This is a genomic window from Nitrosomonas supralitoralis (assembly GCF_003011925.2).
In the GTDB taxonomy this organism is placed as follows: domain Bacteria; phylum Pseudomonadota; class Gammaproteobacteria; order Burkholderiales; family Nitrosomonadaceae; genus Nitrosomonas; species Nitrosomonas supralitoralis.
Window position 1 is genome coordinate 16931 of sequence record NZ_PXXU01000026.1, and the last position, 24860, is coordinate 41790.

Sequence of the window (24860 nt, forward strand, 5' to 3'; positions counted from 1 at the left end):
AGGGAGTTCCCGACAACAAACACCAGGTTGCATATTGAGAAAAAACAATTACTTGCGTCAGTTGGCAAGTTGGCGGAGCTGCCAACTGAAATTGCAGTGCTAATCATACTTCCTCCTCATCGTGATAGAGCCAAATAGTGGGGGTTTCTACAGGTAATAGCGCACCCGTGGTGGGGCACTTATAGTGGGTAGGCAAAACCGGAATTACCGAAATGGGTATTTCGCCGGTGTCGGGATCTGGTTTACTCTCGATGCGCAGCACCATATCTTCAACACAAAGATAGCCAAGCTTGCTGCGAGATAATCGGGCCAGCCCATAATCCTCAGGATTGCGGAAAAACTTGACGTAGCCTTTTGTTGACAGCACTGACAGGCGCTCGCGTATTGTCCGTTCCGCGCCAAGCCCTCCCTTGCCCTCGAAGGCTTCAGCAAACTGGTTGGCGGTATAACATCGGCCTTGTGCCGCTTCATCGAACAAAATCTGCAAGATGACATCGCACTTGCGTCGTCGCTCGGCATCAAGGCGCTTTCCATAGTCCTGTTTAATCAACCGTTCATTGACAGTGACTTCTCGCCATTCACCCTTGATCTTGTCGATGTGCTTTTGTGGAATGGCCGCGCCATTTCTGAGTTCAAAGATCAACTCGCGCGTGGTGAGTGTTTCATCGGGGCGGAACAAAAGCATCCCGGTGCTGTAGTAACCACGCAGACTACCCGCGCCGGCCAAGGCTTGAAACGGATCTTCCTCAAACTGTTTTTTGCCCAGTTTCTTGGTGTGGTGCACTAACACGATGCCAGCATCAGGGTTTACTGCCTCACGAATCCGCTCCACCCGCTGCGACAGAAAGAACAACATGGCGTCGTTGTCGTTTTCTCCACCACCATCGCCACCGTCGAATACATTGCGAATTGGATCGATGGCGATGATGTCGGGTGCTTTTTCACCAAATGCTTGCCTTACGGCCGGGATGATCTGGGCGAGCCCTGCATCGTCCAGGATTAACCGCAGCTGCGGTGTGGCAATGAAATTCTCCCGGGCATCCGGTATCCGGCTCGCTGGCAGTTTGATGCCCTTCACCCGTTCTCGCAGGTAGTGGTACTGCACTTCGGCCTGTAGATAGAAGACTCGCAGCGGACGAGGTGGATGCATGCCAAGGAAAGTCGCACCAGCCGCCATGTGCGTCAGCCATGACAGCAAAAAATCGCTTTTGCCGACCTTTGGGGCGCCGCCGAACACCAGCATGCCACCCGGTGTGAGCACGCGCGGTGAAATCAGATCAGCAGGTAGTGGCGAATCATCATCCAGCAGCGCACCAAGGGTAAAGGTCGGTAGGATGGGTGGCGCAGCTTTGATCACCCGGCGTTCAGCGCTCGCGATGAACGCTGAGCAATCAAATCCTTCGACAATTGCGTCGGCGGCATCCCATTTGTCAGGTTTGTCCGATGGTGGCACCAGTATCGACACAGAAGCACACCCAGCTGCGACGCAAGCACGGGCGGCACTTTCGGCATAATCCCAGCCAGGCGCATCCCGATCCGGCCAGATCAATACGGATTTTCCAGCTAGTGGTGACCAATCGGTCTTATCCACGGGTGCCTTGGCTCCGTTCATCGCGGTGGTGGCCGCAAGGCCACAAGCGATCAGCGCATCAGCACACTTTTCACCCTCGACCAGCACCACCTCCCGCATCTTGGAAATTGTCGGCAGGTTATAGAGCGGCCTCGGGTCTGGTGCTCGCCACATTCTGGCGCGAACATCCCAAGGGCGAAATTCCTTGCCTGTCGGAGGATCGTAGCGGTATACACAGGCGATCAGTTCGCCATCGACAGTCAAATAGTCCCATTTGGCAGTGTAGGGGCCGAGTTCATCCATTGGCTGGTTTCGAACATCACGGCGCACGGAGTCTTGGATCGGAGGTGCCAAACCAAGCCACTGTCGAATATCGCTCGCAATGCGCGGAAAATCATCCCTGGCAGATAATCCCTGCGCTTGAGCCCACAGGTCGATGACATCGCCACCCTCGTCGGTAGAGAAATCTTTCCACAGTCCGCGCCGTGGCCCTTCAAGTTCGACCACCAGGCTCTTGCCCGCATTTCCATCGACGTCGCCGACGTAGAACTTGCCGCCCCGGATTTGGCCATGCGGGAAAAGGTAGTGGAGAACGGCTTCCAGCCGATCCAGCAATCCTGCACGTAGTGCCTCGGTATCGGAAACCAGTACATCGCGCTGCTCAGGCGCGTCATTGAAGTCGAGCCAGATGATGCTGTCCGTCATCATGCCAACCTCCAGCAGCGATCCTGCCATGAACAGAACTTGCACTCGTGATGTGATGCATCCATGAAACTGCGCGGCAGAAGTTCACCGGCTTCGGTGGCTTGGATGATTTTGACGGCACGATCCGACATCTTTTGAGCCAATCCTGCATCAAATGGCACCAGTTCGAACCAGATCTCTTGCGTATCTTTGTTGATGGCAGTAAAGAGCGCCGGATTGCGACTGATGCCTTCGATCTCACCTTCCATGTAAGCCTGATAGATTGCCATTTGTGCGGCGTAGATGGGTTTGGCGGTAGTCACACCTTTTTTGACGGTTTCGCGCCAGGATTTGTCGTTCATGGTTTTGCATTCGAACAGCATCGGCAAAGTCAGTCCAAGATCGATTGGTGCGGCTTTGATTATGCCGTCCACATGTCCCTGGATTCGGCCGTCAGCGACAGAAAAGCCAAATTGGCCACCTTTAGCCTTCTGGTTGTAGAGTTCGAAACCGGCCATACGTAACCACCGGATCACCAGATCTTCCAGCACATGGCCAACCGCAAATACGCGCAGGATACGACCGGATAAACTTCGGTCAGGGTCGACCGGTGCACCGGCATATTCATATTGCAAGGCACGATCGCAAGCCACACCCAGTCGCGAGGCGCCCAGGTATTGCCGTGGCTTTTGTTGACAACGTTCTGCATCCATTGCCTGATCGATCAGCGCGGTGATGCGCTCATACAATTTCATTTGGTGGTTGTAATCAAGCATCAGAACGGTACTCCTGTCGATGCGGTTTGAGTTTGCCGGGCAATCCGTTCCTCAAAGAAAGCACTTTCCTTTTCTGCAATACGCTCATGCTCATTAATCATGTGCTCCTGATAGGCAGTGACCACCACGTCGATCAACGTGAGTACTTCTTCCTGGCTGTAATCCGCCAGAGAACGTTCCATACTAATGGAGGCGACATACTCACCCAATGGGATCAAGCAGGAGCGCATTGCTTGACGTTCCAGATCACTCGGGTCGATCATGTGTACATCCGTTTTTTTCATGATTTTTGAGAATGAATTCAGGCAGCGCTTGGAACAGAACACCCATTTGTCCGAATAGCGACGCGGATTGGTGCGTGGCAGTCTCGCGTTGAACCAACCGAATCCCTTGGCTTGTCTTGAGCAGATGGCACATCTCACGCCGCCTCCTGGTAATTGTCATTAGCCGATGTGACCAATCGACGGATCTCTGAGCGATTGAACTGGAATGACAACAGCGCAGATGCTTGATAGCGAGTCAGGCCAAAATCGCATCGAAGTTCAGGCGGCAGATAAAGCATCTGCTTTTCTGTAGGAGGCTGACTAAGCCAACGCCGTGTTTTATGGGCTGAATCCGCAGATTCGTTTTCGTTGAGCCAGTCATCGGCGCGAGCCAGACAAACGGTGCGATCGCCTACTGCCAACAATCGAGTTTGCAGATTTTTTCCACCGCCAACTGCATGCCAGCGTCCATTCATAAGAAACACGCCGCCCCATGCGGTAAAACCATTTGCCATCAGCGCATCGTCGTAGCCGAATAAATCACACCAGAGAAAGTTCGATCGCTTGAGCAGATCGATCTCGGTCATGACAAAATCATCCAGTACACCGCTCGCGATTTCCTCCTGTGTCCACACGAAACCGCACAGGGGACATTCGCTGCAGGCAAGTGGGACGATGGCATGACAAGACGGACAATCCTTGGTGGGGGCCTCTCCATTGCATAGTTGGCCGTCCAGATTGACTTCCTGCTCAAGCGAACCATGCATCAGCGTGGCTGTGCCAAAATCGAGTACGATACAATCGGTCTTGGCTACATTTGGAAACTCGACAGGATCGACTGTACGCAGTCCACGCCCGATCATCTGTGTGAGTGTGGATTTATGGGAACTAGGTCGAAGCAGTACTACACATGAAGTCGGTGTAAAATCATAGCCTTCCGTCAGCACGGCCACGTTGACGACTACCTGCGCGCATCCAGATTCGTATTCGGATAGCCGGCTTTTGCGTTCACCAGAAGATAATTCACCATGGATCAGCACAGCCGTGATGCCAGCCTTCACGAATGCCTGACAGACGCTATCCGCATGCGCTACAGTAGAGCAGAAAACGATGGTTTGACGTCCGTGAGCTTTTTCACGCCAATGCTTGATGACCTGATCATTGATCAGTGTTTTGTTGAGAATCGATTCGACTTCATTCATATCGAAATCTGCGGCTGTGCGGCGCACACACGATAATTCATTCTGTGCGCCAACATCAATGACAAAGGTGCGTGGGGGCACCAGATGTCCGGATGCGATCAATTCGCCCAACATGATTTGGTCAGCCACATTGCTGAATACTTCTCGCAGCCCTTTTCCGTCACCGCGGGAGGGTGTCGCCGTGACTCCAAAAATATGCGCTTTTGGATTTCGGGTGAGCACCTGATCAATCACGCGTCGATAACCCGGTGCTGCTGCATGATGGGCTTCATCGACTACCAGCAAGTCGATTCCCGGTATCGAATCGAGATGATCGTCTCGCGATAGTGTTTGCACCATTGCAAAGGTGGCACGTCCAGACCAGGATTTCTCCTTGGCATCAAATATAGAAGTACTGATACCCGGATTGACCCGGCCGAACTTTACGTGATTCTGCTGGGTCAACTCGTCACGATGGGTCAGAATACAAGCTTTGGCGACTGGTTCGACTAACATGCTGCCTGCCACAGCTGACAGCATGATGGTTTTACCCGAGCCTGTTGGGCCGATGGATAGCGTGTTGCCATGCTGGTTAAGCGCTGCCAGTGAGCGCTCGACCAGAAGTGATTGGCGGGGACGAAGCATCATATTATGATCCTCCGTTACTGAGCCCAACTCGGGCGGCTTGGTGTCGGGGCGCGGCCTGTGGCTTGGGCGTAGCTGGATGTACTGGTCGCCGATGTCGTTGCTGCACCGCCTGGCGCACCCATGGTCGCCGCATAATCCTTATGATCTGGCGTTATCGCCGCCTTGATGACGCTTTTATCCTGGCCATTCTGATCCTTCTCCCAGTCGACCTTGCCCAGGAACTCGATGCCATCGAGATCGGCGAATCCACCAATGCGACGAGCATTCTGTGCGGCCGGACTGTTGTCGCCCGGGTGAATCCCTCTCGCAGAATTGAGGATTGCCTTGATGAACGTGCGACCCATGTTGGCCCATTCCGGCCCCTTCGGGCTGAAGAGGCCGATCAGCGACCACATTTTGCGGCGGGCATACTCACCTTCCATCACCACGAATTCACAATTCAAGTACACTGAACCGGTATTGTCGTTGCGCGTCGCGTAGCCACCGGTCCAGCCTTGTGTTACATCATCGAAACCGCCTGGGCGTATGGTCATGCGCACGCGCAGGAGAGTTCCCTTCGGAATTAGATCGAAAGAAGTTTGTTCTGATGCGGAATTGAAATCGAAGTAAGTCATAATCAGGACTCCTGAGTTGGAATAGGTTCTGGGGTAGCAATTGGGCTAGGGCGAGTAAAATCGAGTCGCTCAGGTGCAGCTCTGGCAGGGCCGGCGATTTTCTCCATAAGTCGCCCGAGATGTGGCTCCTCAAGAGAATCAAGGCGTCCGGAACGATCCTTGGCCGGATAACCCCAGGCGTTGAGCGTGTGGCAGACAAAGGCGCGATAACAGGCCCCATCATCAGATTTCAGTTCGGTGAGGGTGATCACCTCATCGACGATGCCCGGCAGTTCAAGACCAGTCTTGGAACCGTCGATCTGCAGTGAAAACACCCGGCGATTGAAGTCATCCAACCGCTCGTCGAGGATGCCGACGAACCACACATTCTTGCCGCGCGTGTGTTGCAGGTGGGTGAGCCAGGCGATCATTTCCTGACCCATCAGACCATAGGCGCCACGGGTATCTGGTTTGCCAGTTTTTTCGGAGTAGGCCTGCGGCTGGCCTTTGCACCATTGCAAGCACAGTCGACCGGCTACGGTGATCGAGTCGACGAATACGGTGTCGTACTTTTCCAGCATTGATGGATCGCCAAAACTACTGCACACCGCATCGAAGTGAGCTTGGCTGTAGGGTTGATCGTCGCGCAGGGCAGGGTTGGCACCACCGATGAATACCGCGAAATCTCGGCACTCCTGCCAGGTACGAGGCCGGATGGTGTCGCCAGTCCAGCCTTCTACGGCAAGATCACCTGCTTCGAGATCGAAAAAAAGTGTGCTGTTGGCATCCAGCGTCCACAGCTGCGATGTCTTGCCAATGCCGCTTGTGCCAACGAGAACACCTTTGACACCACGTTTTTCAGCCAATCGTTGGTCCGCACTAATGATGGGTAGGCTCATAGTCCCTCCGCTTTGGCGAAAATTTCTTCCATGCGCTGTGCCCCAAGTGCGCTGCGTTTACGCGCCAGATCGTAGAGTTCACGCAACGCATACAGGCGACGGTTCATTGGCCGGACTTCGTTTTCAAGCGCCAGGATGGCAAAGGCCAATTGGTCAAGCGTGGTATTTTCGATGTTCAGATCTTCACCTTCTATCTGAATGAGTTGTGGTATATTTTCCAGAGAAAAGGGATGTTGGTTTTTCAGTTTTTCAAGTAGTGTGCGATTTCTCTTAAACATGGTTTGTTTCCTTGAGTAATGTGAGGCGGAATCCGGGTTTGCCGGTTTTGAGGGTGCGTGCTGGCACAAATACGCTTTTCAATGAATCGGGCCAGGCGTTGAATTTAGCTTCAGAGATTCGATAGCTGATTTCGACGTACTCCGAGGGGTCGTCACCATTGGCGGCGATGCGTTTCGTGATGTCTGAAAGCATTGCCTGGTCCCACTCGACCTTCTTGGGCAGATCGGCTGTGATGCGCACATGGCCGTCATCGAAGTGCACGATACCGGTGTCCTTGTTTGAGGCCAGACGCAGTTGCTGTGCGCGATCAGAATACTTCAGGTTCAAGGCTTGATCGATATGCTCCACGAGAGCCTTGGCTGTAGCTAGAAGATCATTAGCATCATTCTTGATCTGGAACAGCGATTCGCTGGACTGTTCGGCGAGTACGCCAGCCGGGGTGGCAAGAATTTGTTCAAGGGCGAAGCTGCTCATACTGCGCCTCCCGCGTTGACACGCTCATTCGTGCTTTTGCGCAGGCTTTCAGCCTCAAAAGATTCAATATCTTCGAGTCGATAGAGCACGCGCCCCTGCAGTTTTAAAAAGACAGGCCCGATGCCTTCAGAACGCCAGCGTTCCAAGGTGGCTACGCTAATGTCCCACCGATCAGCTAGTTCACCTTGATTCAGGTGTTTGATTATTTGTTGCATTTGAGGATCTCCTTGATGGTTTCGATATCACCGGATTCGAGCACTTGATGGGTGTCGTCAACGGTTGAGGAAATATCTCAAATGCGATTCCCCAAACCATTCCCCAGATTCCCCAGAATCGTTCCCCAAAATAAAATAGCGCGGTCAAAAAACAAAAAACCCGGACTGGTTTAATCCAGAACCGGGTTTTTGGGATGTTAGAAGGGTTAGATCAACCAGTCACGGTCGTCATTTGGGATAATCAATGAGTAGCGGTCATCCTCTGGGAGAAATCTGATAAAAGTGCGATAAATGAGCTTTGTAGTTTCATCTTTATCGAATGCTTTGCTTGGGGAAAAGCGCTGGGATTCAGAACCACAAGCAGTCTTGATTGCCTCTTTGTCCATCTCATGGTCACGATCATCAATTAAAGCAGATAAAATGCGCTGCTGCATGGGCTCTAGGAGATACTCACGGCCGTCGATATAGACTTTTCCTTTGTTTCTTACATAACGTAATGTGGTACCCGGCGTTGCCTCATCCAATATTTGTGCACCGGGAGCGCTCTGTCGATCAGGATAAAACTCAAAAGATCTCGATCCAATCTGCCCGACCGTGAATAGCGGACGGACATCGAATTCAGTCAAGGCAGAGCCAACTGGTAGCGGCACTTCGCCGCTGGTCAGAATGAGGCAGGATTTCTGAGTTTTTTCGAGGATGATCTGATCGCGTAACCGATTCGCAATTTCAGGTCGATACAGGCAGCGAGCAAAATACCAGGTCAGCATCTTGCCACGTTTTTCCTCGGTGGTGCCCAGTCGCCAAACAAGATCAGGCTCGATTTGTTTCAGACCATTGATCGATAGGTTTAGTCCATTGAGCAGTAGATGTATGAATTTTTGCAATGGTACTTTGTGAGTTTCACGATGATATCGAGGTGCTTCGAAATCCTCACATTCCGGACATAGCAGCAAAATCTGGTCTGCTGATGTTTCTCGCACGACGCGTGCGGTTTCGATTCTGCATTCCGGACAAGTGATCCACTCATGTGGATTGCCGGACACGAGAATGCGTTCTTTGAGTAAAAGCTCAGCAGCACTTTTCTGCTCGCCTTCTCGTAACGCAGTTCCATTGATCTCAGCTTTATTGCGTTCAAGTAGTCGACAAAGCAGTGTCGTGGCATTGATTTGTTCTTGGCTCATCTTGTCTTGGCTCATTAACCTGGTCTTCCGCCTCAATCACATTCAAGGCGCGCAGTACCGCATGTGCAATGGGTTGATTGCGTGCAGACAGATTTTTGATGGTCGAGGAACCTGAAGAATAAAGATCAAAGCTGAAGTGCTGAGATTTATTTTCTGCAGTCGCAGCTAAGTACACGATGATGCTGGCTCCCTCCATATGGTATTCTGTCTCGAAAGCGTATTCGACCTTGAGAGACTGCAGCGCGATGCGAATTGCATCATCTTGATTCTTGTCAGCGGAGGCCTCGATCTGGAAGCTGATACCGGTGCTTCTTACTGGAGTAAAGCGCGCACGACGCAGCCGTACTTTTTCCACACCATAGACCGACCAATCTTCGAATGGCTCTATCATTCCATCACGCAATGCATTGAGTTGGTAACGTTTCTTCTCGATCTCTTCTGGGACGATTTGCCTATCAACCACATGTTTGCCGAATAGTTCGAGCACGGTGGTGTGATTCTTTGCACCTCCTTTGACGACGGTTTCGACAATACCTGAATGCTGGTGATAAACCAGAGCCGTTTCCAAGGCAATGCGGGTGGTGATGCGCTTGAACTGATTGTCAGCGAAGTGAGCCATGGCCGTCACCGGGCCTTCCACATAGATGGTGAGCTGGATGCTGCTATCCATGCCGCGTTCACTAAGCTCGATGTGAGTGCTTTCACCGGCTCCCTCTTTCTTGTAAAGCTTGGCTACTTCAAGGCAGAAGGATTCCAATTTTTCACGATCACGGCATGGACTGAGTCCTGCTTGTATGCGGTGCTTTTTCCAATACTTGCCATTGGCTTTCGCCTGAAAAGCGAGGTGTAATTCGGCATCACGGAAGACCTTGTCCCTGAACGTTAACATCCATATGGATTTCTCACGATCATCACGCGTGGCAAAGGCGTCTTCAACCATTGCATCACCCTGGCAGGCTAGTTGAAACTCTTTGATCGCAAGCTCATTTGACATCATGTAAGCGCGGCGCAGATCGTCATGCCACAGTGAGATATTGTGCTTGATTGCTTCGCGCTTACTTACTTCCAGCCTGGAACTTTGCAAAGAATTATCGAGAGCTTCAACTGCATCGATTACAATCGACGGTAGTGTATCCAGAGATTGTCCCCAATCGATATTCAGGCTGGCATTAAGCACATGCGCTTCAGTAAATTCGCGCAATGTCGGCATGGAAATGTGTCGCAGGAAATGCCCCGGGTTGAAGACTTTCATTTCTCTCCTTATGGATATTTGCGCACGAGGCCGACCACGATCCCAAATATTTCCAGTTTTCCTTGCGGTCGGATGATGAGATAGTGTGGATTAGCTGGAATGAGATGGAATCCCACTTTGTCATGTCCCAGTGTTTTAAGGGTGAATTCGTCATCAATGATAGCAACCACCAACTCACCTGGATCGGCATGTGAGCGCCGCTCGACAACGGCTAAATCACCGTTGTGTATACCCGCATTGATCATCGAATCGCCCTTGACCCGAACTAAAACGGTCTGCGATGGGTTTTTGATCAGGAAACGATCCAGTATTACTTTTTCACAAGGTTCATCCGCCACCGAGGCTGGAGTGCCTGCCGATACGGGGTGATTTGCGATGGCGCGCTCAAAAAAAAGGTCACTTGGAGCCCAATCACCATCGGGTGTGCGTTCCAACATGCCAGCAGCCTCTAGCCGTTCCAGCACTTTTTTGATGGCCGATTTGGAAGCAAACCCCAGTATTTCCATGAGACGAGAGTAAGAGGGGATGACCCTGTGCCCGGCGTAATAGGCTTGTAGCTTAGCCAGATATTCATGGTCTTTGGTGGGGCTGGGGTCATTTTTTTTCATGAGTGATATTGTAGAGAACGAATGTTCTTGAGTCAAAAATAATCTTCCACTACATGAATTTCATGTTGTTTATGCAATAGCCATCATCTATTCGCAAGTACCCGAAATTTCCTCATGGCGCAGCTTGATCTCTATACGGATAATTCCACCATCGAATAAGTTGGAAAATCGAGAAGTGATACCGATGATGGATGTGAACAAGACCCCACCCGAAAAAATGACCACGGAGCAGCGCAGACAGGAGATAGCGTCGTTACTGGCAAATGGACTGATCCGTTTGCGCAACGCATATTCTCTACCGTCACCGAAAGACTTGCCAGAGAGCGAGTTTGAGCTTGACTCTTCTGGCCATCGAAGCGTTCATTCCAACCCCGTCAACAAAACAAAAACGGAGTCAAAATGAACACACGCAACACCCAATATACTTTTCCACCATCGGTGGTCTCACAAATTGCCCAATTACCTGAATTACCGATGACCGAAATCAAGGTGCTTTGGAAACGATTATTCGGTACCGATACGCCAAATCACAACCGCCAGTTTCTGGAGCGCCGCCTTGCACACAAACTGCAACTCATAGAATTCCGCAAAACCGATCGTAATCTGCTAGAAAGTAACGAGCGGCGTATCAAAACATTGATTGAAAAAGGCAAGCTGCGCAGTCGTGAAAAGGATTATCGCCCCTTGGCAGGTAGCGTATTGATCCGGGACTATCAGGATGTCGAGCATCGTGTTGTGGTGGAAGCAAACGGCCAATATGAATATGAAAGTAGGCGTTATGCGAGTCTGTCCGCAATTGCGCGCGAGATTACCGGCACGCGCTGGTCTGGACCGCTTTTCTTTGGGTTGAAAGCGCCAGTGAAAACCAAAGTTAAGAAAGGAGCAAAGCGATGAGCGAAGGCTTGAAGAATCGCATGCGCTGTGCTGTTTATACGCGAAAATCCACCGATGAAGGATTGGACCAAGAATACAATTCCATCGATGCACAACGGGATGCGGGTCATGCATTTATTGCCAGTCAGCGTGCCGAAGGTTGGGTGGCGGTGGCTGACGATTATGATGATCCGGCGTTTTCCGGCGGAAATATGGAGCGACCGGGGCTTAAGCGACTAATGACCGACATTGAGACCGGCAAGATCGACGTGATCGTAATCTACAAGATCGATCGTTTGACCCGCAGTCTTGCTGACTTCTCCAAAATGGTCGAAGTGTTTGAGCACCACAATGTGTCGTTCGTATCGGTCACGCAGCAATTTAATACGACTACCAGTATGGGGCGGCTGATGCTCAACATTCTGCTATCTTTCGCCCAGTTCGAGCGCGAAGTCACTGGGGAGCGCATCCGTGACAAAATCACTGCCAGCAAGAAGAAAGGGCTATGGATGGGTGGTATTCCGCCGCTGGGCTATGATGTTGATAACCGGAGACTGGTGCCCAATGCCAAGGAAGCCAAGATTGTCCAACATATCTTTCAGCGCTTTGTCGAATTGGGCTCCGGCACTATGCTGGTCAAGGAACTGAAACTAGATGGTGTGACTTCCAAATCCTGGGTCACGCAGGGTGGCAAAGTCCGTGAAGGCAAGCCCATCGACAAGAGTTTGATCTACAAACTTCTCAACAATCGCACCTATCTTGGTGAACTACGCCACAAAGAGCAGTGGTATCCGGCTGAGCATGTGCCTATCATTGATCCTGAGTTGTGGAACAAGGTACAGGGAATCCTGGCTAGCAACGGACGGGTGCGTGGCAATGCCACTCGGGCAACGGTACCGTACCTGCTCAAGGGCATCGTATTTGGAAACGATGGACGTGCGCTGTCACCCTGGTTCACCACCAAGAAGAATGGGCGCCGCTATAGATACTACATTCCGCAGCGCGATGCCAAGGAACACGCGGGAGCATCGGGGTTGCCACGTTTGCCAGCCGCAGAACTGGAATCGGCCGTGCTCGAACAGTTGCGGACTATCCTGCGTTCTCCGGATTTGCTCAAAGAAATGCTTCCATGTGCGCTCGAATTGGATCCTGGATTGGATGAAGCCAAGATCACTGTAGCCATGACGCGGCTGGATGTGATTTGGGATCAGCTGTTTCCGGCGGAACAGAGTCGGATCGTCAGACTGCTGGTGGAGAAAGTGATCGTGTCAGTGAGCGATCTCGAAGTAAGGCTGCGCGCCAACGGAATCAAAAGTCTAGCGCTGGAACTGCGCCCGGAACAAGATAAACAGAAGGAAGAGGCGCTGGTATGAGTGGGACTCGCATTCACAGAACGGGTACACCAAATGTCATTCCATCTAGTGACGGTAAGCTGACTCTGTCTATTCCACTTCAGATCAAACGCCGCAGCGGGAGAAAATTGGTTACGTTACCGAATGGAGAGATCGCCAAACCCAGGCCTTGGGATGTAGCCGCTACACCTTTGCAACTGGCATTGGCTAGAGGGCATCGTTGGCTAGCCATGCTGGAATCGGGTGAGGCCAAATCCCTTAAAGAGATTGCTGCTCGCGAGAGCGTTGATAACAGTTATGTAAGCCGGATGGTCAATTTGACCACGCTTGCACCTGAAATTGTTGCTGCCATTCTGGATGATACTTTGCCCGATCACATTATCTTGTTCGATCTGGCGGTTGATCCGCCGGCGTTGTGGGAGGAGCAGAGAGAGAGGATCAAGAGTGCTTCATCTACGTGAATTCTTGCGATTTCCCTGAGTAATAACCGAAATTGGCAGCGAAGCAGCTTCTCTTTTTACTAGACTTGCGAAACGGTTTGCCTGATTCCCGACAACTTTCAATAAACGGCTTGGTGAATCTTTACCAAAGCGTTCAATATTTTTCATGCCATCTGCAATACTGTAAGCACCAGAAGGAATAAAACCGAGGCTCAAGTAATTTGTAAGCACAAATCTGGTTCTATCTTTGAATTCTGCCAAGACTGTTTCTCGGCCATACATTTTGCCCTCTTCCATGAGCTTGAAGCTATCGATGACAAAGTCCTTATAAGGCCCAAAGATGTGGGAAAGGTCAGCTGTGCGCACAGCTTTAGCTGTGTTACCAAGTTCTTCATCTATATCTTCTGGCAACTGTTCACCCATCTTTGTAAACATTATGCATGTTTGAACACCTCGGATATACGATTCTTCAAGCCCGTAATTTTGCAAGAGAATATCCATTATATGGGTTGAATACCCCTCTTTACTACCATGCTTTTTCCAGATATCTGGCGTTATGAGGTCATGTGGGAAACCGGCGTCATGGCCCATGTAAGCAACCTTGGCGATGAAGGAGTTAATTGGGTTGCCTTTTGCCTTTTCTTGCTCGCAAAGATTGTCGATGATGCCAAGACCATGCTCAATATGTTCATCCCAATTGTGATAGGGTAAACGCGGTTCATAAAAGGGCTTTAAATCACTCGAGAGTCGCTCCAGAAACCCAGCTTCATCTTGAACTTCTTCGTTTGACATGACAAATTCCATAGGATTTGATTATATTCTCGCGTAGTCTCATAATAAAAAGTAATACCGAATGTTAAAAACGTGCTATTTGCCTCATTACCGAGATAATCCTGAAAATAAAAAAGATGTTACGTTAATTTAGCATCATCTGCGGTTTCAGATTAAATGAATTCAACATTTCGTAGAGAGTTCGCAGTTTTGACTTGGTATCATCCGTCACATTCTCGCAGTCAATGACTCGCTTATAAGGCGTTTAGCGTGGTACAGCTTGTGATAGCGAGTCCCCATGCACTCCTATAATGTATCGAGCAGAAATGATTTGAGTCCGAGTATCCTTGGCCTGGTAATCAATATCGGCGCGGTGATTGCGCAGCTATAGCAGGAGGGCTACCGGTACGAGGTGAAGATGTCGCGCGGTTTCCACCCTTCGTTCATGCGCGGCACATGAATTAGTTAGGACGCTACGCTTTCGCAGTTCCTGAAGCAGTTACTCGAGACGAGCTATAGGCATTGCGCAATCTCAACGATGCAGATTAACCGGGTTTTGCGTTCCATTGCGCCCTAAATCCCATGAACAAGATAGGCTGGCAGAATGTTTCAACATCCGTTACAGTAACAAATCCTGTAATATCTATCCTATCCTTACTAAAGAATTTGCTGCACGTATGCAAAATCATCTGGAGAGTAATGTCATACGGCGCGTGATGGTAGGTAGCGACCGCTCCGAAACCGCCGACCAGGCCGTCCACTGGGTCGCCGGGTTCGCCGACCGCTACGATGCAGAGCTGTTCGTGGTACAGGTGGTGGTGCCGCAGTATCCGTCCGCCACAGAATTCGGCGAAGCCGAACAAACGCGCGCTGCGGCTGACAACAATGAACTGGCGCACTTCGCGCGGCAGGTCGCCGGGGACCGCGGTCATGCCCGGGTCGTCATTGATGCTGATCCGGCATTGGCGATCGTCCGCGCAGCTGAGCAGGAGGCAGTCGATGTACTGGTGGTCGGCAATTTTGGCATGGCGGGTCGAAAAGAGTTTTTGCTCGGTAACATACCGAATCGCATCAGTCACAGTGCCCACTGCACCGTGATTATTGTAAACACCGCGCACTCTACCGGTGAGCATGCATCGGACTCGGTGCGAGCTCATCTATCTAATGACACCTCACCTTTTGAGCCTCCACTGGTAGCGCGTGCTACGCATATCGCAGCCGTGATGGCGAAACATGGCCTCACAGAGCTGTTCGGCCAATCCAACGAACCGGATATGTCCATCCGCCATCAGCGGGCCAAACGCTTACGTGCCGCCTTGGAAGAGCTGGGCCCGATATTCTCGAAACTCGGGCAAGTGTTGTCAACCCGCCCCGATCTCCTTCCAGTCGAATACATTGAGGAGCTTGCCCTGTTGCAATCCCGCGTGCCGCCAATGACTGAGAGCGAGGTCGTCCGGGTTTCTGAACAGGAATTGGGAGTCCCGTGGGAGGATGTATTCAAGTCGATCGACCCGAAGCCCCTCGCCGCCGGAACAATCGCTCAGGTCCATCGTGCGACACTCGAAAGTGGTGATCGGGTCGTAGTCAAGGTCCAGCGACCCACTGCTCGTGCTGATATCGAACAGGACCTCGCCCTGCTCGAGGTGTTTGCGGAGAAAGTCGGAAAGCGTCCTGCGCTCAATCAGGTGATCGATATGGAGGCCGTGTTCAAACACCTCTCCACCTCGCTCCATCGTGAACTCGACTTCCGTCAGGAGGCCGACAACATCGGGCGGATGCAGGCGGTGCTCGCAGACTATGATCGCCTTGCCGTACCCAGAGTACACCGGGATCTGTCCACGTCCAGATTATTGGTGATGGAAGAGATTCAGGGCATACCGATCAAGCAGGCGCCGGCTGGTCCAGAGCGCATCCAGGCCGCTCGCCAACTGTTGGAGAGCTACTACAAACAGATCATCGTCGATGGCTTTTTCCATGCCGATCCCCACCCAGGCAATCTGATGTGGTGGAAGGACTGCATCTATTTTCTCGATTTCGGAATGGTCGGCGCGGTAGGAGCCGACCTCCGCGAGCATCTCTTGTTAATGTTGATGGCTCTGTGGCAGGAAGATGCCGGGTTTCTCACCGATGTCACATTGATGATGACGAGCGCAGTCAATAGCAGCGATCTCGATGTGGCCAGATTCCAGAGCGAGATCGGGGAAGTGATGGCAAAATATCGCACAGCCTCGCTTGCCGAGATGCAGATCGGGCCGCTTCTGCAAGAAATGAGCGCGGTCTCGTTACGGCACGGGGTACCGCTACCGGCTTCGCTCACGCTCGCCATCAAGGCACTAGCGCAGGTACAGCTGGCGACTGCCGAGCTCGATCCAGCACTCGATCCTTACGATGTAGCAGGCAAGTACTTGATACGCTTGATGGTCAAACGCATGGGTACCGCGCTCAATCCAAAGACATTCTTGTATCAATCGCAGAAGTTGAAAGTACGGGTCCTGCGCGTGGTCGAGGCGGTCGAAAACCTCGTCGGTGTCCGCCCTGGCGGTCCAAAGCTTGTGGTGAACTTCCGGGCCAATTCGCTGGAGGATATAGTGCGTCACACGGGACGACGGCTGACGCTCGGCCTGATCGCTGCGGCGAGTGTCCTGACCAGCGGACTCACGGCCACGTCGACGGTTGTTGCCGAATGGGTACCGATAACATTCGGGGTCGTCGCAGGTCTGCTGACCCTTGGCTTGGTTATCGATCTGCTGCGAGGGCGTTGAAGATAAAAATGGTTTACGATGCAGGGTTGTTCGGCGCCGAAGATTTCGTGCCACTGCGCTTGATCGAACGCAACACAGCTTTCTCGATCAGGTAGGCAATGACCACCATTGCCATACCTACCAGTCGGCGTTCCATTTTTCGAGTGAAAGACTTTTTAGAGATCGTATTCGTGGAAGCGTTGTTCATCATAGGTCTATTATCGATTAAAGGATTACGATCCGCAACGAGTAACTTCTTACGCTCAACGCAGTTAATCCTACCCATGCCGGGCCGGAATATCCACCATCGACGTTGTCCATGATGAATGATCGTATATCGACATGGTTGGATAACCTTGGTCTCAGTATATATCGCGAGTCGTTTCAGCACAATGCGATCACTTGGGATGTCCTCCCCGAGCTGAATGAGGGCGATCTGGAGGCGATGGGTGTCTTACTGGGACATCGGAAAAAACTCTTGCGCGCGATCGCTCAATTGCCACAGAGCGATGAAGTTATGGGCCCGGGGTCTATACCCGTTGGCGTCATTCCGGAAGAACAGCCATTCCCTCCCGAACGAGATCAAGCAGAACGTCGCCACTTGACGGTGATGTTTTGTGATCTTGTGGATTCGACAACACTATCTCGCCGTTTGGACCCTGAAGACCTCCAGGAGGTGATCCGGCAGTTTTTAGACGCCTGTAGCCAAGCGATTGGTCGGCTCAATGGCTATATCGCAAAATACATGGGGGATGGGATGTTGGTCTATTTTGGGTACCCCCATGCACACGAAAACGATGCCGAACGAGCGGTACATGCCGGACTGGCTATTCTAGACACAGTGAGGTCGCTTAATCTAGACAATTCCCATCCACAGTTTAGTATGGCTGCACGAATCGGGATCGCTACTGGTCAAGTCGTAGTCGGCGAACTAATGGGGCAGGACACTGCCAAAGAACGGTCAGTGTTCGGTGAAACTCCGAATCTCGCCGCCCGCCTCCAAACACTGGCTAAACCCGATCAATTGATCATTGATCAGGTGACGAAACGGCTTGTCGGAAATGAATTCGAGTTCTTGGATCTTGGCGTTTTTTTGCTGAAAGGGTTCGACACACCTATCCAAGCTTGGCAGATTCTGAGTATCAGGCCGTCGGCCAGCCGGTTTGAGTCCTATCGATCCAGCCAATTAACAAATTTCGTCGGCAGAGAACAGGAAATCTCACTCTTGTTGGGTCGCTGGCGCGAAGCCGTCGGCGGCGAAGGACAGGTCGTGCTCCTATGCGGTGAGGCCGGGATCGGAAAATCGAGAATCGCCCGTAGTTTGTGTGACCGCCTCGCCGAGGAGAGGTACCAGACGATTCAATTTCAATGCTCACCGTACCATACCAATACGGCGCTCTATCCGGCGATCACTTGTCTGCGGCAGGCAGCGGGACTGGCCAGTCAGGACAGCGCCCAGGCGCAACGGGAGAAGCTCGATGTTCTGGCTCGCGAAAGCGGCATCGAGAACCAGGATACGGTGTCATTACTGGCGGATCTGCTCGCGATCCGCGGAGGTCACTGGGACCCACTGATCAATGTGTTATCCGAAAAACGCAAAGACATGACGCTGGAAGCACTCGTGCAATATCTACAAGGGCTGGCCGATCACGGCCCCGTGTTGTTCATTGTGGAAGATGCCCATTGGCTTGATCCAACAACGCTGGAACTCATGACGCGAATCATTGGCCGCATCCGGCAGATGCGCGTGTTGTTGTTGATGACATTTCGCCCCGACTTCAAGCCGGTGTGGGCGGAATATAGTCACGTGACGTCCCTGACGCTCAGTCGGTTGCCACGCCGGCATAGCGCTGAACTCGTTGCGACGATGACAGGAGGAAAAGTGCTTCCGCTTGAGGTGCAGCAGGCGATTCTGGCTAAGGCCGATGGCATACCCCTCTACATCGAAACGTTGACGGAAAATGTGCTTGGATCCGGGCTACTGACTGAGGGAAACGATTCATTTACCTTGAAGGGCCCCCTAAAGGGATTGCCCATTCCGGACAGTCTGCAAGCGTTGCTCATGGAACGGGTGGACCGGTTGGGGTCGGCCAAAGAAATTGTCCAAACCGGTGCAGCAATAGGGCGTGAATTCACCTACGAGCTGTTACAGGCCACGGTCGAAGTGCCGGACAGCCAGTTAAAGAATGCCCTCGACCTGATCGTCGCGTCTGGGCTCATTTTCCAAGAGGGCGAGATACCCCTTGCGACATACCACTTTAAGCATGCGCTCGTCCAAGACGCGGCCTACAGCACCCTACCCAAGAAACCCCGGCGAGTACTCCATGCTCGCATTGCCAAAACACTGGAGAGCCGATTCCCCGAGTGGGTAAACATGGAACCGGAACTCCTGGCTTATCACTATGAACAGGCAGGTTTGACTGGTCCGACAGTTGATTATTGGCATCGTGCGGCTCGTCGCGATGCGGAACGATCAGCCAATATCGAAGCGCTCAATCATTTTAATCGGGCGCTGGATTTGCTCAAGGAACTGCCGCAAGGCCCGGAGCGGAATGCCTTGGAGTTGGAGCTCCTACTTGCACGCGGAGTCCCATTGCTGTCCGTCAAAGGCTATGCATCCGACGAAATGGAACACAATTATCGAAGAGCGAAGGATTTGTTACAGGAGCACAGCAGTTCCGTGCATCAGTTTCTAGCCATTCGGGGATTATGGGCATTCCATCTGGTCAGAGGGAACCTCGCCAATGCGCGCGGCCTGGCCGAAAATCTGCACGCGCTGGCTCACCGCGAGCAAAGCTCGGATCTACTGATTGAAGCTCACCATGCTTTGGGTGTGACCTGTTTCTTTCTTGGCCGGTTTGACGAAGCCAGAACCCATCTGTTCGCCGCAAAATCCCTTGATGATCCGAATCGACAGCGTTCACAGGTCTTCTTCTACGGCAAGGATCCCGTAACAACCGCGAGGAGTTTCCTGGCCAGGACATTCTGGATATTAGGTGAAATTGAGCACGTTGAACCGCTGGCGCTGGAGGCCATTGGTTTGGCGAGGGAGTTGGAACACCCATTCACTATGGTTTTTGCCTTAACGTCCCTCTCGTGGATCTACTCCACTCTACGCAACGCGAAGAAAACGCGGGAGCTTGCCGATGAAGCTATTGCGCTTTCCACACAATACTCCTTTGAATTGGGATTGGCGTGGGCGACATCCTTTCAAGGCTGGGCGTTGGCTGAAAATGGACAAGAGGAAGGTCTTGCCAAGTTAATTAACGGGCTTTCCGCCACCTGGGCCACAGGTGCAAGTACCAACAACACATTTACATTGGCGTTGTTGGCGGAAATCTATTTACGTAGAAATAGAATTGATGAAGGCTTGGCCGCCATTGAGGAAGCGCTGAAGCTTGCTGTCACTGGGGGAGAAGTGTTTTGGCACGCGGAGCTGCTTCGACTGAAAGGCGAACTGCTGCTCGGACAATCCATCCTCTCAACCCAGGCAGCAGAAGAGTGTTTTTGTGAAGCCCTGAAGATTGCGCAGGATCAGCATGCAACAATGCTTGAACTTCGAGCCGCTACGAGCCTGGCTAAGCTTTGGAGAAAACTCAATAAATTGGATGATGCCAAACGCATCTTAAATGCTGTGTACTCCAGATTCAACGAACGCGTCGACAACCTCGACTTGATTGAAGCGAAAACAGTCCTGGAACAGCTTAGTGATACGTAGAACTTAAAATCTGAAATAGCATGCCCCGTAGAACATCCTTACCACAAAATTAAATCGTAAAATTGATAAATTTAATTAATACCGGACAGTTCTATTTGTTGCTACCATAATAATTGACTGCCCGGTTTGTCTTAATTCAACACACCATAAAATATAGTCATCGCCTGAGATCCCAAGCGCAACTACGATATTAATGTTGTCAGATTATCCGCAGTCAGATTTCACGTCCGAATAGCCCTCCAATGATTTTTCTGTCGATATGCTTATTAAGGTAGGCTGCCCCAAACCCCCCGAAGAGTTCCTTCTTCGTAACATCGAGTTCTGATTCTTTGGCCGCCAGTATTTCACGGGTAGAAGGACGCTCGCACATAGCATCGTAAAACATCTGTAATGCAGGATCGTCTCGAAAAAGATGCATCTCGGGTATTTCAAAGAGCTCGGAAAACATTTTGCTAAGCTCGAGCGTGTAGAACAACTGGAAATCTGGCAGAAAGGGCTCTTTGCCTAGCAAGAATGGCTCCATTCTCGAGCCGTTAACTAGTCGAGGTAGCCACATTTTGCTTAACAAGACCGAACAAAGATGATAGTGATGTGCTTCTTTTTCAATTTTGAGTTTCCATGCTTTTGGAAAATATGCGCTGACAACAAACCAGTTGAAGAATGGACCTGCAATGGAAAAAGTAATGAAGTCATTCTTGGCATCGACCTGTGCGCAGAGCATCGGGTCATCACTAGGATAAAACTTTTGCGCTTCCGGGTAGATCTTCGCGAGATAGCGACAGATTGCGTGACTCTCTGCAATATCAACACCATTGACATCCCTTAGAGTGGGAATTTTCCCAAGAGGGTTTCGTTCCAGGTGCTCTGGCGTGAGTGTGCCCCCCTGAAACGGAGACACCCGTTCATAGCGATAAGGCAGACCGGTTTCCGAGAGCATGTGTGCGACCTGACTCATATAAGGTGAGAGCCAAAATCCGTACAGCGTGCGCTCGACGTTTAATTGTGTGGACATGGTAAAACTCCTTCTGCATTGCGGATTAATGTTAAGAGGTGCCTTATTAGAGGCATAGTACTGATGTGCCGTCGGCAGTAGTACCAAGGGCATTCGCTTCATTATCCATAAATATCAAATGAGGATAAGTCTCGTTACATCATTTGATATTGCATATACTTCATCTGTCAGGGAAAAGTTTGAGATCCGTTTCAGAACAGTGCTTTTCTAAGCAGATCCAGCAGGCCAAACTTATACATTGCTGATTCGTGCGATGACGGCATGTTGGAAGCACGAATATCTGCTTTCGGATAATTGCTGCAACTTTCGATACTTTGTTGCCATTTCAGCACTCCTTTTGGTTAACTCACTACCACTTCTTTCTGTAGGGAACCGCTTGCTAGCGCAATTAGCAAATATTGTTTGCGATTAACAAGTGGTTAGAGTATAGACCTGGAAGCGGACAGGTGGTAGTCTGCTGATTCAGTTATCAGAGTTCTATTTTTGAAACGATAGGTAACTCCTATGCAAGACCTGAATGATCTCTACTACTACGTCCAAGCCGTGGATCATGGCGGCTTTGCTCCGGCTGGCCGGGTCCTGAGCATGCCGAAATCGAAGCTTAGCCGCCGCATCGCCAAGCTGGAGGAACGCTTGGGTGTGCGCCTGATCCAGCGCTCGACACGTCACTTTGCAGTTACCGATGCCGGCGAGGCTTATTACACGCATTGCAAGGCGATGCTGGTGGAAGCTGAGAGAGCCCAGGAAGCAATAGACACGTTAACAGCCGAACCCCGGGGTGTAATCCGGATGACATGCCCCATACCGCTGGTGAATGCTTATGTGGGAGTGATGCTGGCCGGTTTCATGGTGCGCTATCCGCACGTCACGGTGCAGATGGAGGCGACCAACCGACGTGTCGATCTGGTCAATGAGTCGGTCGACGTCGCCCTTCGTGTACGGCCACCGCCTCTGCAGGATAGCAACTTGGTTATGCGTGTTCTGGCTGATCGAGGCCAATGTCTGGTAGCCAGTCCAGCCCTTGTCGACCGGCTCGGCTTTCCTGCTGCACCAGCTGCTTTGAGCACCTGGCCGAGCCTGGGTCTAGGGATCCTGCAACAAATCCACGCCTGGGCGCTGCATGGGCCAGATGGCGCGCACGTAACACTTCATCACACGCCACGCTTCGTGACGACGGACATGATTGCGCTGAGAGATGCCGCAGTGGCCGGTGTGGGCGTAGTGCAGCTACCGATAGTCATAGCACGAGATCAACTGGCGGCTGGCTCACTCGTCAGGCTTGTGCCGGACTGGGCGCCGCGCCGGGAAATCATTCATGCGGTGTTTCCGTCCCGGCGCGGTCTTCTGCCATCCGTACGAGCATTGATCGATTTTCTCACACAACGTTTCGAGATGCTGCACGAGGACTAGGGCCTGTTAACACTACTAGAACAGAACCTGCGCAACGGATCCATTTCTGCTACTGCACTCTTCATCGTTTCAAAAACAGAACTCTGATAACTAATTTAGCAGACTACACGTTATCCGTTCTCAGGCCTATACTTTGACTACTTGTTTATCGCAAGCACTATCGGAGGATAAATGTCAAAGCAATTATCTTGTAGCGAACGCACAACAACCGCGACAACTATCGACGAATCTCTTCGGCCGTTATTAATTCATGGCTTGAAAGGCATCGAAAAAGAGAGCCTCCGAATTAACCGGGAGGGATCAATATCATTGTTACCTCATCCAGCTCAGCTTGGAGCCGCGTTGACTCATCCGAATATCACAACTGATTATTCTGAAGCCTTACTTGAGTTGATCACGCCAGCATTATCGGATGGAACGGAAGTGCTGAATTCCTTGGCGGACTTGCATAAATATGTCTGCGCAAATATCAATGACGAATTATTGCTGGCGACCAGTATGCCTGTCGGCGATTTACGGAACCCGGCCATTCCCATCGCCGAATATGGTTCCTCCAATGTCGGGAGGATGAAGCACATCTACAGGCAGGGCTTAAGCTATCGCTATGGCCGCTGCATGCAAGTCATCGCCGGGATCCATTTCAACTACTCGCTTCCTGAGGTATTCTGGCCGCAATACCAGCATTCCATGAAAAATATCGGCGATCTGCGATCCTTCACGACGCAGGCTTATATGGGAATGATTAGAAACCTGCAGCGCTATGGCTGGCTTATCCTATATTTATTCGGCTCGTCTCCGGCGGTCGCCAAAAGCTTCATCGATAGCCGTCAGTCTGCGCATTTCCGCACCTTGGAGAAGTTCGATGAAACTTCCTATTACAAGCCTTACGCGACCTCTTTGAGAATGAGCCAGATCGGCTATTTTAATCCCGTTCAATCTACGTTTCATATTTCCTTTAACAGTATTGAGGAATATATCCGCGATTTGAGCAGAGCGACAACGATCTCTTATCTCGAATATGAAAGGATCGGAACAAAGGCAGGCAACCGGTACCGGCAATTAAATACCCATTTCCTGCAAATCGAGAACGAGTATTACACTTCGGTGCGGCCGAAACAGCCGGCGCGATCCGGCGAGAGGCCGCTGCAGGCGCTGGAAAGCCGGGGGATTCAATATGTTGAAATACGCTCCGTGGATGTGGATATGTTTGAACCTACGGGCATTGCGATCGAAACCACGCGTTTTCTTGAGGCACTGAGTCTTTTGTGTTTGTTTCAGCCCAATTCGGGGCATGACTTGAAGCAGCATGACGAGATCAGCAATAACGCATTGTTGGTGGCTAATCGCGGCCGGGACCCAAGGCTTAAGCTGCTGGACAACAGGCGTGAAGTCCCGCTACGGCAGTGGGCGCTGATGCTGTGTGAGCAGATGCAGGAGATCTGCGAGATCCTGGATAACGGCAATGCCGATATCCCCTACACCTGCGCATTGCACCAGCAGATCGAAAAAATTCGCCATCCCGAGTTGACGGCTTCAGCAAGGATGCTAACGGCCATGCGCGCGCAAAAGATGTCGATTACCGAGCTGGTATTGCAGAAGTCCCATGAATACACCCGTTATTTCAGGAATGCCGCGCTGGATGCAACGATAAAGAGGAATTTTGATCTCCAGGTCAAAGCATCGCTGGCGCAACAGAAACAGCTCGAGGCCACGGATGAGATCCCTTTCGATCAATACCTGAGCAACTATTTCTCGCAAAACACCTCAGCCCGGCTACTCGACGAATTTCGTGAACCCATGCAAACAACGCAGGCGCCGGCAAGGAATGGCCATGTTGAGGCCCATTCCCGGTAACGGATGATCACTCTGTACAATGAAACTCACCTTCGTTCTCGACCAGCGGGATTCCATCAGAACTGA

22 protein-coding genes are annotated in these 24860 nt (G+C 51.5%); 7 read left to right on the top strand and 15 right to left on the bottom strand.

Going from position 1 to position 24860, the window contains the following annotated elements; translation table 11 throughout:
• Positions 1–103: 103 nt before the first annotated feature.
• The 12 genes from C7H79_RS09620 to C7H79_RS09675 all read right to left on the bottom strand — a co-directional run bounded on the left by C7H79_RS09620 (position 104) and on the right by C7H79_RS09675 (position 10521).
• A complete protein-coding gene (locus C7H79_RS09620) occupies positions 104–2278 on the bottom strand; it encodes an AAA family ATPase (RefSeq protein ID WP_197714618.1) in 2175 nt (724 codons plus the stop codon).
• Entirely contained in the window at positions 2275–3030 is a 756-nt protein-coding gene (locus C7H79_RS09625) for a hypothetical protein (protein ID WP_106707066.1), read from the bottom strand. Before C7H79_RS09625 ends, C7H79_RS09620 begins: the two co-directional genes overlap by 4 nt.
• Positions 3030–3452: a DUF6511 domain-containing protein gene (locus C7H79_RS09630; protein WP_106707067.1), complete on the bottom strand. Its 423-nt coding sequence runs from the start codon at positions 3450–3452 to the stop codon at positions 3030–3032. Before C7H79_RS09630 ends, C7H79_RS09625 begins: the two co-directional genes overlap by 1 nt.
• Positions 3449–5122 carry a DEAD/DEAH box helicase gene (locus tag C7H79_RS09635; protein ID WP_106707068.1) on the bottom strand — a complete coding sequence of 558 codons (1674 nt, stop codon included), beginning with the start codon at positions 5120–5122 and terminating at the stop codon, positions 3449–3451. Before C7H79_RS09635 ends, C7H79_RS09630 begins: the two co-directional genes overlap by 4 nt.
• Positions 5123–5136: 14 nt before the next feature.
• Positions 5137–5736 (bottom strand): hypothetical protein, encoded by a 600-nt coding sequence (locus C7H79_RS09640; protein WP_106707069.1) that lies wholly within the window; start codon positions 5734–5736, stop codon positions 5137–5139.
• A 2-nt stretch (positions 5737–5738) separates the two neighbouring features.
• Positions 5739–6614: an ATP-binding protein gene (locus tag C7H79_RS09645; protein ID WP_106707070.1), complete on the bottom strand. Its 876-nt coding sequence runs from the start codon at positions 6612–6614 to the stop codon at positions 5739–5741.
• Positions 6611–6892: a hypothetical protein gene (locus C7H79_RS09650; protein WP_106707071.1), complete on the bottom strand. Its 282-nt coding sequence runs from the start codon at positions 6890–6892 to the stop codon at positions 6611–6613. Before C7H79_RS09650 ends, C7H79_RS09645 begins: the two co-directional genes overlap by 4 nt.
• Positions 6885–7367, bottom strand: a complete 483-nt coding sequence (locus C7H79_RS09655; protein WP_106707072.1) for a hypothetical protein — start codon at positions 7365–7367, stop codon at positions 6885–6887. Before C7H79_RS09655 ends, C7H79_RS09650 begins: the two co-directional genes overlap by 8 nt.
• A complete protein-coding gene (locus tag C7H79_RS09660) occupies positions 7364–7582 on the bottom strand; it encodes a helix-turn-helix transcriptional regulator (protein WP_106707073.1) in 219 nt (72 codons plus the stop codon). Before C7H79_RS09660 ends, C7H79_RS09655 begins: the two co-directional genes overlap by 4 nt.
• A gap of 206 nt (positions 7583–7788) precedes the next feature.
• Positions 7789–8763: a hypothetical protein gene (locus tag C7H79_RS09665; RefSeq protein ID WP_106707074.1), complete on the bottom strand. Its 975-nt coding sequence runs from the start codon at positions 8761–8763 to the stop codon at positions 7789–7791.
• Positions 8714–10015 (bottom strand): hypothetical protein, encoded by a 1302-nt coding sequence (locus C7H79_RS09670; RefSeq protein ID WP_197714619.1) that lies wholly within the window; start codon positions 10013–10015, stop codon positions 8714–8716. Before C7H79_RS09670 ends, C7H79_RS09665 begins: the two co-directional genes overlap by 50 nt.
• Before the next feature lie 8 nt (positions 10016–10023).
• On the bottom strand, positions 10024–10521 hold the full coding sequence (locus tag C7H79_RS09675) for a LexA family protein (RefSeq protein WP_242447230.1): 498 nt from the start codon (positions 10519–10521) through the stop codon (positions 10024–10026).
• 501 nt (positions 10522–11022) lie between these two features.
• Here C7H79_RS09675 and C7H79_RS09685 point away from each other — a divergent pair.
• Genes C7H79_RS09685 through C7H79_RS09695 form a run of 3 tightly spaced genes read left to right on the top strand, consistent with a single transcriptional unit; the run spans position 11023 to position 13309 of the window.
• Positions 11023–11517, top strand: a complete 495-nt coding sequence (locus C7H79_RS09685) for a DUF2924 domain-containing protein (protein WP_106707077.1) — start codon at positions 11023–11025, stop codon at positions 11515–11517.
• Positions 11514–12869 (top strand): recombinase family protein, encoded by a 1356-nt coding sequence (locus tag C7H79_RS09690; RefSeq protein WP_106707078.1) that lies wholly within the window; start codon positions 11514–11516, stop codon positions 12867–12869. The genes C7H79_RS09685 and C7H79_RS09690 overlap by 4 nt, the downstream gene beginning before the upstream one ends.
• Positions 12866–13309 (top strand): ParB/RepB/Spo0J family partition protein, encoded by a 444-nt coding sequence (locus C7H79_RS09695; RefSeq protein ID WP_106707079.1) that lies wholly within the window; start codon positions 12866–12868, stop codon positions 13307–13309. The genes C7H79_RS09690 and C7H79_RS09695 overlap by 4 nt, the downstream gene beginning before the upstream one ends.
• Here C7H79_RS09695 and C7H79_RS09700 read toward each other — a convergent pair.
• Positions 13298–14080, bottom strand: coding sequence for a hypothetical protein (locus tag C7H79_RS09700; protein ID WP_106707080.1), 783 nt, complete (start codon positions 14078–14080; stop codon positions 13298–13300). The genes C7H79_RS09695 and C7H79_RS09700 overlap by 12 nt on opposite strands.
• A 656-nt stretch (positions 14081–14736) precedes the next feature.
• On the opposite strand from C7H79_RS09700, the gene C7H79_RS09705 reads away from it, so the two are divergent.
• Positions 14737–16821, top strand: a complete 2085-nt coding sequence (locus C7H79_RS09705; RefSeq protein WP_106707081.1) for an AarF/UbiB family protein — start codon at positions 14737–14739, stop codon at positions 16819–16821.
• Positions 16822–16834: 13 nt separating this feature from the next.
• On the opposite strand, the gene C7H79_RS17670 is transcribed toward C7H79_RS09705, so the two are convergent.
• Complete coding sequence (locus C7H79_RS17670) at positions 16835–17086, bottom strand: hypothetical protein (protein ID WP_147383579.1); 252 nt, start codon at positions 17084–17086, stop codon at positions 16835–16837.
• Positions 17087–17119: 33 nt separating this feature from the next.
• Here C7H79_RS17670 and C7H79_RS09710 point away from each other — a divergent pair, with 33 nt between their 5' ends.
• Positions 17120–20518, top strand: coding sequence for an ATP-binding protein (locus C7H79_RS09710; protein WP_106707082.1), 3399 nt, complete (start codon positions 17120–17122; stop codon positions 20516–20518).
• A 214-nt stretch (positions 20519–20732) separates the two neighbouring features.
• On the opposite strand, the gene C7H79_RS09715 is transcribed toward C7H79_RS09710, so the two are convergent.
• Positions 20733–21530, bottom strand: a complete 798-nt coding sequence (locus C7H79_RS09715) for a glutathione S-transferase family protein (RefSeq protein WP_172592402.1) — start codon at positions 21528–21530, stop codon at positions 20733–20735.
• Between the two features lie 504 nt (positions 21531–22034).
• Here C7H79_RS09715 and C7H79_RS09720 point away from each other — a divergent pair.
• Positions 22035–22940 carry a LysR family transcriptional regulator gene (locus C7H79_RS09720; RefSeq protein ID WP_106707084.1) on the top strand — a complete coding sequence of 302 codons (906 nt, stop codon included), beginning with the start codon at positions 22035–22037 and terminating at the stop codon, positions 22938–22940.
• Positions 22941–23111: 171 nt separating this feature from the next.
• Positions 23112–24794: a glutamate--cysteine ligase gene (gshA, locus tag C7H79_RS09725; protein ID WP_106707085.1), complete on the top strand. Its 1683-nt coding sequence runs from the start codon at positions 23112–23114 to the stop codon at positions 24792–24794.
• Positions 24795–24860: the final 66 nt, after the last annotated feature.

Excerpts from the sequence above, each read along its gene's own strand:
- C7H79_RS09620 (WP_197714618.1), bottom strand. The coding sequence starts at position 2,278 with ATGATGACGGACAGCATCATCTGGCTCGACTTCAATGACGCGCCTGAG.
- C7H79_RS09625 (WP_106707066.1), bottom strand. The coding sequence starts at position 3,030 with ATGCTTGATTACAACCACCAAATGAAATTGTATGAGCGCATCACCGCG.
- C7H79_RS09635 (WP_106707068.1), bottom strand. The coding sequence starts at position 5,122 with ATGATGCTTCGTCCCCGCCAATCACTTCTGGTCGAGCGCTCACTGGCA.
- C7H79_RS09640 (WP_106707069.1), bottom strand. The coding sequence starts at position 5,736 with ATGACTTACTTCGATTTCAATTCCGCATCAGAACAAACTTCTTTCGAT.
- C7H79_RS09645 (WP_106707070.1), bottom strand. The coding sequence starts at position 6,614 with ATGAGCCTACCCATCATTAGTGCGGACCAACGATTGGCTGAAAAACGT.
- C7H79_RS09650 (WP_106707071.1), bottom strand. The coding sequence starts at position 6,892 with ATGTTTAAGAGAAATCGCACACTACTTGAAAAACTGAAAAACCAACAT.
- C7H79_RS09655 (WP_106707072.1), bottom strand. The coding sequence starts at position 7,367 with ATGAGCAGCTTCGCCCTTGAACAAATTCTTGCCACCCCGGCTGGCGTA.
- C7H79_RS09660 (WP_106707073.1), bottom strand. The coding sequence starts at position 7,582 with ATGCAACAAATAATCAAACACCTGAATCAAGGTGAACTAGCTGATCGG.
- C7H79_RS09665 (WP_106707074.1), bottom strand. The coding sequence starts at position 8,763 with ATGAGCCAAGAACAAATCAATGCCACGACACTGCTTTGTCGACTACTT.
- C7H79_RS09670 (WP_197714619.1), bottom strand. The coding sequence starts at position 10,015 with ATGAAAGTCTTCAACCCGGGGCATTTCCTGCGACACATTTCCATGCCG.
- C7H79_RS09675 (WP_242447230.1), bottom strand. The coding sequence starts at position 10,521 with ATGGAAATACTGGGGTTTGCTTCCAAATCGGCCATCAAAAAAGTGCTG.
- C7H79_RS09685 (WP_106707077.1), top strand. The coding sequence starts at position 11,023 with ATGAACACACGCAACACCCAATATACTTTTCCACCATCGGTGGTCTCA.
- C7H79_RS09690 (WP_106707078.1), top strand. The coding sequence starts at position 11,514 with ATGAGCGAAGGCTTGAAGAATCGCATGCGCTGTGCTGTTTATACGCGA.
- C7H79_RS09695 (WP_106707079.1), top strand. The coding sequence starts at position 12,866 with ATGAGTGGGACTCGCATTCACAGAACGGGTACACCAAATGTCATTCCA.
- C7H79_RS09700 (WP_106707080.1), bottom strand. The coding sequence starts at position 14,080 with ATGTCAAACGAAGAAGTTCAAGATGAAGCTGGGTTTCTGGAGCGACTC.
- C7H79_RS09705 (WP_106707081.1), top strand. The coding sequence starts at position 14,737 with ATGCAAAATCATCTGGAGAGTAATGTCATACGGCGCGTGATGGTAGGT.
- C7H79_RS17670 (WP_147383579.1), bottom strand. The coding sequence starts at position 17,086 with ATGGGTAGGATTAACTGCGTTGAGCGTAAGAAGTTACTCGTTGCGGAT.
- C7H79_RS09710 (WP_106707082.1), top strand. The coding sequence starts at position 17,120 with ATGATGAATGATCGTATATCGACATGGTTGGATAACCTTGGTCTCAGT.
- C7H79_RS09715 (WP_172592402.1), bottom strand. The coding sequence starts at position 21,530 with ATGTCCACACAATTAAACGTCGAGCGCACGCTGTACGGATTTTGGCTC.
- C7H79_RS09720 (WP_106707084.1), top strand. The coding sequence starts at position 22,035 with ATGCAAGACCTGAATGATCTCTACTACTACGTCCAAGCCGTGGATCAT.
- gshA (WP_106707085.1), top strand. The coding sequence starts at position 23,112 with ATGTCAAAGCAATTATCTTGTAGCGAACGCACAACAACCGCGACAACT.